General features: G+C 48.8%; 10 protein-coding genes. 6 read left to right on the forward strand and 4 right to left on the reverse strand.

The genetic code is table 11. The annotated features are described in order from the left end of the window. The first annotated feature begins 489 nt into the window (after positions 1–489). From So717_RS21880 to So717_RS21890, 3 genes are all read left to right on the forward strand, one after another. Positions 490–1125 (forward strand): NYN domain-containing protein, encoded by a 636-nt coding sequence (locus tag So717_RS21880; RefSeq protein WP_159981389.1) that lies wholly within the window; start codon positions 490–492, stop codon positions 1123–1125. Between the two features lie 213 nt (positions 1126–1338). Beyond that, positions 1339–2115 carry a hypothetical protein gene (locus tag So717_RS21885; protein WP_159981391.1) on the forward strand — a complete coding sequence of 259 codons (777 nt, stop codon included), beginning with the start codon at positions 1339–1341 and terminating at the stop codon, positions 2113–2115. 193 nt (positions 2116–2308) lie between these two features. Further along, complete coding sequence (locus So717_RS21890; RefSeq protein ID WP_159981393.1) at positions 2309–2950, forward strand: tyrosine-type recombinase/integrase; 642 nt, start codon at positions 2309–2311, stop codon at positions 2948–2950. Between the two features lie 156 nt (positions 2951–3106). On the opposite strand, the gene So717_RS21895 is transcribed toward So717_RS21890, so the two are convergent. Beyond that, on the reverse strand, positions 3107–3796 hold the full coding sequence (locus So717_RS21895; RefSeq protein ID WP_159981395.1) for a hypothetical protein: 690 nt from the start codon (positions 3794–3796) through the stop codon (positions 3107–3109). Between the two features lie 153 nt (positions 3797–3949). Here So717_RS21895 and So717_RS21900 point away from each other — a divergent pair, with 153 nt between their 5' ends. Beyond that, positions 3950–4906: a hypothetical protein gene (locus So717_RS21900; RefSeq protein WP_159981397.1), complete on the forward strand. Its 957-nt coding sequence runs from the start codon at positions 3950–3952 to the stop codon at positions 4904–4906. Positions 4907–5027: 121 nt separating this feature from the next. On the opposite strand, the gene So717_RS21905 is transcribed toward So717_RS21900, so the two are convergent. From So717_RS21905 to So717_RS21915, 3 genes are all read right to left on the reverse strand, one after another. Next, positions 5028–5951, reverse strand: coding sequence for a hypothetical protein (locus tag So717_RS21905; protein WP_159981399.1), 924 nt, complete (start codon positions 5949–5951; stop codon positions 5028–5030). Positions 5952–5963: 12 nt separating this feature from the next. After that, on the reverse strand, positions 5964–6191 hold the full coding sequence (locus So717_RS21910) for a helix-turn-helix domain-containing protein (protein WP_159981401.1): 228 nt from the start codon (positions 6189–6191) through the stop codon (positions 5964–5966). Between the two features lie 393 nt (positions 6192–6584). Continuing rightward, entirely contained in the window at positions 6585–7673 is a 1089-nt protein-coding gene (locus tag So717_RS21915) for a MobA/MobL family protein (protein ID WP_202981930.1), read from the reverse strand. Between the two features lie 491 nt (positions 7674–8164). Between So717_RS21915 and So717_RS21920 the strand changes: the two genes are divergently transcribed. Together So717_RS21920 and parA are read left to right on the forward strand one after the other, a co-directional pair. Beyond that, entirely contained in the window at positions 8165–9238 is a 1074-nt protein-coding gene (locus tag So717_RS21920; RefSeq protein ID WP_159981405.1) for a replication initiator protein A, read from the forward strand. A gap of 57 nt (positions 9239–9295) precedes the next feature. Beyond that, positions 9296–9967 (forward strand): ParA family partition ATPase, encoded by a 672-nt coding sequence (gene parA, locus So717_RS21925; RefSeq protein ID WP_159981407.1) that lies wholly within the window; start codon positions 9296–9298, stop codon positions 9965–9967. Positions 9968–9998: the final 31 nt, after the last annotated feature.

Genomic DNA, 9998 nt, shown 5'->3' on the forward strand with positions numbered 1-9998 from the left:
GCCCATGAGATTGAACACCTAACGAAAGAGATTGAGCGCTATGTCGAAGAAGACGTTTTCAGCGGCTCCGAAGCCAAAGCCGCAGCCCACGGATGATCAAATCCTTACGTTTGAGCGTGGTGGGGCAGGGCATGACACGACCAGCCCCAGTAAACCTGCGGCAAACAAAACATCGGAAGAGCCGTCGAAGCGGTTGAGCCTGGACTTGCCCGCGAGTATTCACACACGGTTCAAAACGGCCTGTAGTGCAACCAATCGTAAAATGGTTAGTGAAATACAAGCATTCATCAATGCCAGAACAATTGAACTGGAAGAAGAAGCAGGTATAGTGCGCAAATGAACAAATACACAAATGTGGGTTTGTGTATTTTTTTGGTTGACAAATATGCTTCTGGAACATATTCTATCAACATACCGACCAGATGCTTGCATCTGGCCCAAAGGCCGCAAGGTTCGCCTTAGCGGCTTTTGCTTTTTTGTGTGTAAAGAATGACGAAAACTACTGTCTACATAGATGGCTTCAACCTTTATTACAGGCTCTTGAAGCGATCACCGGAGTTTAGATGGCTCAACATTGTCGAACTCTCCCAACGAGTTCTCAAGCCTGAAAACCAGATAGAGGCAGTGAATTTTTACACCGCAACAGTGTCAGCAAAAATCGACCAGGAGGCACCAGCCAAACAGCGTATTTATCTGAACGCTTTGGAGACGCTACCCCAGGTTTCCATTTTCAGAGGTAACTTTCTTGTCAATGACAAATGGGTAAAAGCGAAAGCCCCTGAAGGTGTCCCAGAGTTCGTCAAAGCCTCGATTTCTGAGGAAAAAGGGTCAGATGTGAACCTTGCAAGCCATCTGGTTAGAGATGCGTTTCAAAACAAGTTTGAAGTTGCTGCCGTCATAACAAACGATACGGACTTGGTGGAACCAATACGAATTGTAACTCAAGAAGTAGGGTTGCCGGTCGGAATCCTGTCACCCGTTGAGAATCCAGCAAAATCACTCAAGAATGTAGCGAGTTTTGTTCGCCACATTCGCCCAGGACACCTCAGTGCATCTCAGTTTCCTGACGAGTTGCCAGGAACAGAAATTCGCAAACCTGCAACATGGATCAAGTTCACGCAATAAAGTACAAATGTGGGTTTGTGGGTATAAACATAGTTGATCGTTCTGCTCACATGCAATGATAGGGGGATACCCTAGACTACCAAATCCAACACGCACTGAACTACCTGAACAGTTCAAAAAGGTCATTTGGCAAAATTTTCTATGTATTGAAGAGAGAATGGCGTTATCATTGCATCTCATAGGTGCACTCACATTCCCTTCAGGACTAACGATATGAAAAGATTTATTTTTGTGGCCCCAATCATTTTGGCTGGGTGCCTTGGCGGTGGAGAATCCACATCCACTGGTGCAGTTGATTTCTCATATGCGAAACCGAATAGGCTGGGAATGTACGATCCTAGAGCCACTCCCGCTGGCACTTTCTATTCATGGAATACTGAAACGAACCGACTTACGCCTATCGGAGAAGTTTCTCTTACTGCAGGAACATCATCCCAACCAAGAAATGTAAAAGGGGATAAACTAGCGGGCTTTGGTGTAGAAGGCTTACCCATTGCGGACCTTAAAGTTCTGGAAGCGACGATTGGGGGGGAATTCAAAACAGAAGTAAAAAACAGCATCCGGCAACAGTTCTTTAACTCGAAGACAGCGCTACGAGATTACACTAGGGCAAAAAAGGCAGACGGAGCGACTACCGAAGACATCTTAGATCTTTTCCAACCGAAGGATGAAAAATATAGAACAGTTATTTTTGTGGCAGAAGATCGTTCTGAAAGCGCCACTTTCCGCGTGGGCGCGCTTGAAACAGAAGGCACCACCGCAGCAAAGTTCAAGATCCAGCTTCCTGGCCAGGAAATCCTAACTGTGACGGCAGACGCTGTCAGTAGCGCAGGTTGCGAAAAACCTACAGGTAGCAGCGGCGATCGGCCTGTTTGCTTCACCGAAGTGATAGTCTACGACCCATACATTCAAGAGAACGGTAACCTGGATTGGAGAGTTGACGATTCATATAGCCAAACCGCTCTCTCGATGGCGCTCAGAAAACTCTAAATATCAAATCCTTTGTTAACTCTTCCGGGATCCGGCACGTATTCGCACTACTCCTCTTCAGGTGGGTACTCGGTTGCTAATTAACACTATTATCAATAGTGTTAAATCTCCAACACCGCCAACCTGTGGATTGATAGGGCAGGGGACCTGTTTCCGCTTCGTGGTTTAACAGTTTTCGCGTAGAATGTTAAATATGAGCGAAATGCGCCTCTATGACACTGCCGGGAACCGGCTCTATTTGAACGCGGAAGAGCGCGCCGCGTTTCTGGCTGTGGCCCGATGCAAGCCCGCGCGAGACCGGACGCTCTGCGAGACGTTGCATTTTACCGGCTGCCGTCCGTCCGAGCTGCTGGAGATCACCCCAGCCAGGGTGGATCTGTCAGGCGGGACGATCACCATTCGCAGTCTGAAGAAGCGCAAGGATGCCTCTGGCAACTCGAAGATCGTCTACAGGAGCGTTCCGGTACCCCCGGAGTATCTTGACACGCTCAACATGGCCCACGGGATCAGAGAGGCCCAGAAATCTCGCAAACAGGCCGCCGCGCCGATCTGGCCGCTCAGCCGCGTGCGGGTCTGGCAGATCGTGAAAGGCATTATGATAGAGGCCGGAATACCTGAAGCGCCGCATCGCAGCCCGAAGGGACTGCGGCATGGCTTTGGGATCAATGCCACGGTGAACGGTATTCCGCTGCACATGCTCCAAAAGTGGATGGGACATGCCCAGCTCAGCACGACGGCGATCTATGCCGATGCCGTTGGCAAAGAAGAGCAGGACATTGCAGCCAGGATGTGGGGGCAAGATAGTCTAGGAGTCAGAAAAAGCGTTGTGCAATAACGCTCTGAACCAGGTAAGCCGTTGGTTCAGTTTTGTGGTATTCTATGTTCGGGCAGGTAGTGACGAGCGATCATGCTGAAAAATTACCTCTCGTTAGCGCAGGTTACGCACAGAGAGGCAAAATTTCTTCGTAAATTACGATAATAACTTCAGAACTTATGGTGCAATCAACCAGTGATCGCTTGATTTGAACCTTGCTCCTCTGCGTTCCCACTTAATAATGAACTCGAAGTCTGGCTCCATGTTTTGCCAACCATGGTCCATGAAGAGTTCAAGCTGCTTAAAGCATCGACACACAGTGAAAATTTGTGCCTTTACGAAACGCCTCCGTATCGTCGGAACCTGACGGGGGAGTACTACCTTTCTCAGGAACTCGATTTTGTTAAAACCTTCGATAGCATCAAAAACGATTTCGATGCTCGGATGAGCTCCAAAGTAGACGTGAAGTGGGTTTTCATCCCTATAGGGTATGGCCAAGGAAGCTGCTTCGACATCGTCTACTTTTGTTGCTGCTTCGACGGCTTGAATAACAGACGCACCCAATTTTATGCCTTCATCCACAAAATCAGCATCTACCGTTTGCGGAAACAGCGAATTTGTTGCTCCAAACATGTCTCTCAACAGCAGGGTTTCGGTAACATTGGAGAAATTTAGCCAGCGTGGCGCGCTACCTACCGTCAGCAGATGGGTCTTCGCCGTCGCCGCAACTCCGTTTCCTTCCTCATCAAGACCGGAAGGATCGATTTGCTCACTTCCTTCTGTCAACTTGTTGAGTGTTAGCCAGTCACCTTCAGTTGTAGCAACCCCAGAGTGCGATTTTATGAACCTGTTCAATGCGTTCGACATTTCTCTTACTCCTTCTGGATATCACACAGCTACAATAGATTTGAGCAACCAAGAACGAATTGCACTCCCAGTCCTGGACCAGATTGTACGCCATGGGATACGAACAGCGTCTGCAACTCGACCCCTTTGTTCCTATGCCGCATCATTTCTTTCTTGACAGGAACAAACATCCAACCATTCTCAGCTAGAAAGGCGAGGGTATGGGGTCAAATGGAAATTGAAATACAGGCTGCTAGCAACAGTCAATTCGTTCGGATTTGTAAATTCTTAGTTTTTGCGAAAGACCTTTCAGGACTCAGTAAATTGAAAAGCCTTGCTTTCCCGAACATTGCTATCGAGACTGGGCACTTTTCAAAACTGAAGAACTATTCAGGCGCACTACGTTCAGCAGTCGCGCAGTACGTCGAGGACAACTGCAGCGTTATTGAAAAGAACTATATACTTTCAATAATTCAGGGGGGCGAAGAGCAAAGGTTTTTCGACGAGGAGCTCGAAAAAGTGATCAACACATTTTTTGAAGGCTCAGCAGAAAACATTTCTCAATTGGAGCCAGGCAGAATAGCAAGTGAATGTTCGAATGAAAATGGAAACTACATTCTATTTACAGCAGCCGGCGGCCGAAGATATAATTTGGCATCTATGAGAATAAGGTATGGCGGCCGCTTTAAGTCATACTTGCCGGTCTACAAGACACTAAGATACGATCCAAAAACAAAGGAGCGCGACGTCAGCGGAATTGCTTTCCAGTCAGGACAAACAGCTTATACAATTGGAAAAGTTAAGCGTGGTTTTCACTTCAGAATAAGTAAGCTTGACTTTCAAATGAGAAACATACCCGGAAAAGACAGAACAGATATTTATGGCTTACGACTTTCCCAAAGTGATCTATTTGGGGCTCCGTATGCATATAGAATATATGCGTATCAGATAGTTAGAGGTAACAGATTTGAAAAGGCAATAGAGATGATGAAGGATCACGGAAGTTTCGGGGACGATGTATTCGAAGAGCTGGAGATCACGGTCGGTAAGGATATCGAGGAAAAGTTATTTGGAGATAATCCCCTGGCTCCAGGGTTAACAGTGTTTAAAGACATACATTCAACAGAATAAAAACTAGGTGAAGATCGCATCTCGATTATTTTTAGTAAATTGTGATCCGATACCGTTATTCAAATAATGAGCCCCATAAATTTATTCCTCTTTCTGGGGGTTATTCTGTCTCGAAACATTACTAAGTTCTTTTAGTTTTAAAAACATAAAGAACCGAAAACCCAAATAGAGATAAAACGCCTGCAGCAACGGGAGCAACATCATTCAGCGAGGTAATCTCCGTTACAAATATCCGCTCCGCTACAATCGCGAGAACTGCAGACTGCAAAATAACCTCCGGGTGGATAGAGCCTTCGAGTTTCGAAGTTGCCCACATCATTGTAAGATTCATAATAATTGCAGCAGCGATCAGAAACGGAACCAGGCGGTATACCTCCCAATCAATCTCAAAGAACCTAGAGAACTCCATCGCTCCGGGGACCAAGTAGATCTCCAAGGCAGCTTGAACTGGAATCAGTATAGTCATGCCCAACAAACAAGCAGCGAGAAGCGCATGAATATTTATTGAATGAGGCAGATTTTCCGCTTCAGCGCGAAACTTACAACGGCGAATTGCCCAAAGCTCCATGGATAAAGACACAGCAAAAACAAGAGACCCTATCATCCAAACATACTCAATGCGAGACAGGTCAAAGCTTTCGAGCGAGAATGCCACGAAGATTGCCGACAGAAAAATTGCAGAAATCAAGCCCCCACCAGATGGAAGCTTCTGGTGGTAAAGCGCTGAACCAGAAAAAGAGACCACTGGTAGCAAAGCTACGCCTAGAACAGAGTATGCAACACTACCGGAAAAGTCAGTTAGCAACCAACCAGAAGTGAAGGCAGCAACTCCGAAAAGGGCAAAGACCCAGCTCTGTGAGTAAAAAAGGTAGCGAAACTTCTGGCGCAGAATTATCAACAGTAGCGACAAAAAAACTGCCATTCCCACGTAACGCATCAGCAGCAAAGTGAAAGTCGGTTTGTTGTCTGTGGCGCTGAACCAGATATCAGCAGCGCCGTTCGCTAATATTGCCAAAAACAGCGCTAAATGAACCGAGTACTTCATAGCAAAGTTGGATCATGTGCTGGTTTCATGGAAATGAACATCAGCAGGAATATCAATACCCCACGTCTCCTTAATGGCATGGGAAATTTTATTAAAGGTCGTTCTACGTATAGGTGTGTCGCCGTTCTTGAAACGGCGTACTGAAGCATCGTTGACACCTGCAGCATCGGATATAGCTTTAATGGTCGCAGGTAAGCCTTCAACCAATGGCTTGCAGCCACGCGTTATACCTATCGACATTTCCCATCCCCTTCAGCGCGAAATCGCCGCTTACACCGCTTTTGCGCGCATTTCAACGCATTTTTGCTTATTTTGTTGTTTTTTGGGGACTTTGTGGTTATACTCCAGTAGTTTTCATGTTGTATTGATATAACACCGCATAAAGGAGGACGGCTTTGGCAGATACATCTTTCACAACCGATTCAAACGCTTACGGTGGAAAAGACGCTTTCAATGCTGCGAGTCGTGATAAAACTTTGATGTTTGCAGCGGTTGTAATCGGCGTTGTATTGGCCGTTGGCTCGTCCACTACTCTACTGTATCTCGCTTCGACGACTGCAGAAGACGAGAAACCTGCGACCTCAATAAGGTTACAACCTTAACCTGAAAACCATCCGTAGCTTTTAGAAGTAGCTAGAGTAACGGTCCGCGATCACGCTGCCGCTGCTTCCGCATCCTCTCCACTTTCTTGAGCTTTTCCTCAAACCGCCGTTCCACCTGTTCACGTTCCGTCGCACGATCCTGGCGCAGGCGATCCGCATCCTTGTCAGCATCACGGTGCCGATCAAGCATTGAAAGCAAACCAGGCCGATACTGCGCGGCCACTTCGCGCTTCATATCCGCATAACGCGATTTCACCGCCCCTGAGTGCAGGGAACGGTTTTTCTGATGCTCTTGCACCAGTTTGCCCCTTTCGACCTTCTGACGGGCTTGTAGGGCCTTTTTATCCGTCTCCTGCCGTTTGCGGGTGCGCCCTGTGACATCCACGATGCGCATAAAGCGCGCGCCAAGCCTGGATTGATCTTTGGCCAGATCAGATCGCTCAATCTTGTGCTGCTCCGTCAAAGCCGTGCGTTTTGCAGTCCAATCCTCCCGCAACATGTTGCGCATGGCGCGGGTTTCGGATTGGTGGAGCTGGCGCACATGGGTTAAGTCCGCTCTGATCTTGGCGCGATATCGCCGCTCTTCGAGCGTGCGCCTTCGGGCCTCAGTGATCAGGCGGTTTTCAAGGGCACGGTCTTTGGCCATTTGATCGCGTTGGAACTTCGCCGTTTCCCGTGTCCGGAAATCCGGCGACCTGGCCGCTTTCTCGATGTTAAAATCCACGATCTCGGCATGACGCTCCTGGCGGGTGCGTCCAGCATCGATCGTCGGATAATCGATGGATCGGCCATTGCCGGTTTCGACAAACTTGGACTCAGGCCGATGCACGCGCTTATCGACATGGATCGCCTGGGGGCCGATATGAATGGTTGCTTCGCGGTCGATCCCCTGGGCTTCCAAAGACCGACGATCTATGCGGGCCTCACGCCCTACGCGTTCCAACGCGCGATTGGCATGGGTCTCCCAGCTCATGCGCACCCATTCGACGGCCTTGGGTTCCAACCCGGCCTTTGTCCGGTCGCGGGCGGAATCCGATAGACGCACCACCCGCTTGCCTGTCTCGATATCCCGATCCCGGATAACGAGATGGCAATGCGGATTATGGGCGTCTTGTCGCAAGATGCGTAGAGAACACTTGCATGGTTCTGACGGAACGACGAATTGCGGAGGGTCCGCCCCGTAGGGGTGGAAACCGTCATTCTTCGTGAAGTCAGGTTCTGCATGTGTGATCGTAAGCATCGACAGCGTGCCCGATGATCCAAGGCAAAATCGTCTCTGATCCTTTGGTGAGCTAGAGCGAATTAAGGCGCGTGTGGTCTTTGGCCACATGATCGCGCCAGAGTATCCGCCAGAGGCGGATTCTTTTTCCATATTTGGGGTTTTGCGAGCAGCTGTAGTGTTAATATGTGTTAAATATAGTGTTACGCTGTGGATAACACGCTATAAAATACTGAATATAAAAGAAAAAAAAGAATGTCCTGTGGGTAGAGTCACGAAAGAACGTGTGTAAAATCACGAAAGAACGTGGGTAGAATCACGAAACCTGCCTAGGTGTGTGTAAAATCACGAAACACCTTGACGGCGTGTGTAAAATCACGAACCATAGTTGCATGGTGGGTGAAATCACGAAAGCATCTAAGTCCCCTCTTCTTCCAGATCGCCTTGATCAGGCTGATCTGTTCGTTTGCGATATTTTTGATGCAGCGCCAAAGGGCGACATGGCGTCTATGGCGCATCCGATCTTTTCTCTGTCAACGAAGCCCGACCACCGCATTCGAAGATATGAGGATGAGGCGGGAAAGAATTTTGTGGAGGTTAAACCTTCTTCAGAGGGCCTAGCTACGATCCATGACCGTGATGTCTTGATCTACTGCATAAGCCAGCTCATTGCCGCGATGAATGAGGGTCAGACGCCGTCTAAGACACTACGCTTGAAAGCGTATGATTTTCTGAAAGCAACGAACCGTGTGACAGACGGTCGGGGATATGAGGGGTTGCGTAGTGCTTTGGTGCGTCTCCAAGGCACGCAGATTGAAACCAACATTGTGACAGGTGACACCGAACAACTGGATATCTTCAGCATCATCGACCGCGCTAGGATTGTCCGTCAGACGCGAGATGGACGGATGCAAGAAATTGAGGTGACGCTATCTGATTGGGTGTTCAACGCTATCAAAGCCAAGGAAGTACTGACCTTTCACAGAGACTATTTTCGGCTACGCAAGCCCATAGAGCGGCGGATTTACGAGCTTGCGCGCAAGCACTGTGGACGACAGAAAGAATGGCCTATTTCACTTGCTACTTTACAGCGAAAATGCGGCTCAGCTTCGACCCTTCGGGAATTTCGACGCCTTGTGACTAACATTGTCGAACATGACCAAACTCATGCCCATATCCCTGACTACTCCATCGAGATCGACGACGACATGGTGACATTTAAGAGCCGTGGGAAGCTTAGCTCAAACAACGAAAGCGAGGTCCCTGCCCTAGCATTGTCCAGCATACGGCTTGATGGCGATACGTATCATGAAGCTCGTAAAGCCGCGCCTGGCTGGGATGTCTACAAATTAGAAAACGAATGGCGCGCCTGGATGGCTGAAGGAGGTTTGGATGCTCCTAAGAACGTCGACCGTGCGTTCCTAGGCTTTTGCAAGAAATGGTTTGAGCGCCGTGGACGACCATAAACCACAGACCCACATTTACACCTTTACCCAAAAAATCAAATGTGGTTATATTCATTTATGATCGTATCATTCCTGAACCAAAAGGGTGGCGTTGGGAAAACAACGCTTTCGGTGAACGTCGCCGGGTGCCTAGCCCGCCAAGGACACCGTATTCTACTTATCGATGCTGATAAACAAAGCTCGGCCACGACTTGGGCAAGCCTGCGCGAAGACGCGCCCTTCCAGGTTGTCAGCATGGCAAGGGCCAATATGGCGCGCGACGCGCTCAAATTAGCTCAAGACTATACCCATACAGTCATTGATGGACCTCCCCATGCGGAAGAGATCGCACGCTCTTGCATCATCGCTTCTGATTTTGTCGCGCTGCCCATTGAGCCTTCGGGCCTGTCGACATGGGCGTCTGATCTAACAGTTCGCCAGGTGACAGAAGCGCAGGAATTCAAACCAGCCCTTAAATGTGGGTTTGTGGTTTCCCGCAAAATAGGGAAAACGGTTATCGGACGAGATATCCGCAATATGGCCGCTGAAGCCGGTCTACCTATCTTGCGCAGCGAAATCGAGCAGCGTGTCGCCTTCGCTGAGGGCATGACGATGGGCCAAACAATTTTTGAGTGGGCACCGGATAGCAACGCCGCCCATGAGATTGAACACCTAACGAAAGAGATTGAGCGCTATGTCGAAGAAGACGTTTTCAGCGGCTCCGAAGCCAAAGCCGCAGCCCACGGATGATCAAATCCTTACGTTTGAGCGTGGTGGGGCA

This window comes from Roseobacter cerasinus, from assembly GCF_009811755.1.
Taxonomy (GTDB): Bacteria; Pseudomonadota; Alphaproteobacteria; order Rhodobacterales; family Rhodobacteraceae; genus Roseobacter; species Roseobacter cerasinus.

What these genes read in the sequence shown, in the direction of transcription:
- So717_RS21880 (WP_159981389.1), top strand. Translation starts at nt 490, where the DNA reads ATGACGAAAACTACTGTCTACATAGATGGCTTCAACCTTTATTACAGG.
- So717_RS21885 (WP_159981391.1), top strand. Translation starts at nt 1,339, where the DNA reads ATGAAAAGATTTATTTTTGTGGCCCCAATCATTTTGGCTGGGTGCCTT.
- So717_RS21890 (WP_159981393.1), top strand. Translation starts at nt 2,309, where the DNA reads ATGAGCGAAATGCGCCTCTATGACACTGCCGGGAACCGGCTCTATTTG.
- So717_RS21895 (WP_159981395.1), bottom strand. Translation starts at nt 3,796, where the DNA reads ATGTCGAACGCATTGAACAGGTTCATAAAATCGCACTCTGGGGTTGCT.
- So717_RS21905 (WP_159981399.1), bottom strand. Translation starts at nt 5,951, where the DNA reads ATGAAGTACTCGGTTCATTTAGCGCTGTTTTTGGCAATATTAGCGAAC.
- So717_RS21910 (WP_159981401.1), bottom strand. Translation starts at nt 6,191, where the DNA reads ATGTCGATAGGTATAACGCGTGGCTGCAAGCCATTGGTTGAAGGCTTA.
- So717_RS21920 (WP_159981405.1), top strand. Translation starts at nt 8,165, where the DNA reads ATGGTGGGTGAAATCACGAAAGCATCTAAGTCCCCTCTTCTTCCAGAT.
- parA (WP_159981407.1), top strand. Translation starts at nt 9,296, where the DNA reads ATGATCGTATCATTCCTGAACCAAAAGGGTGGCGTTGGGAAAACAACG.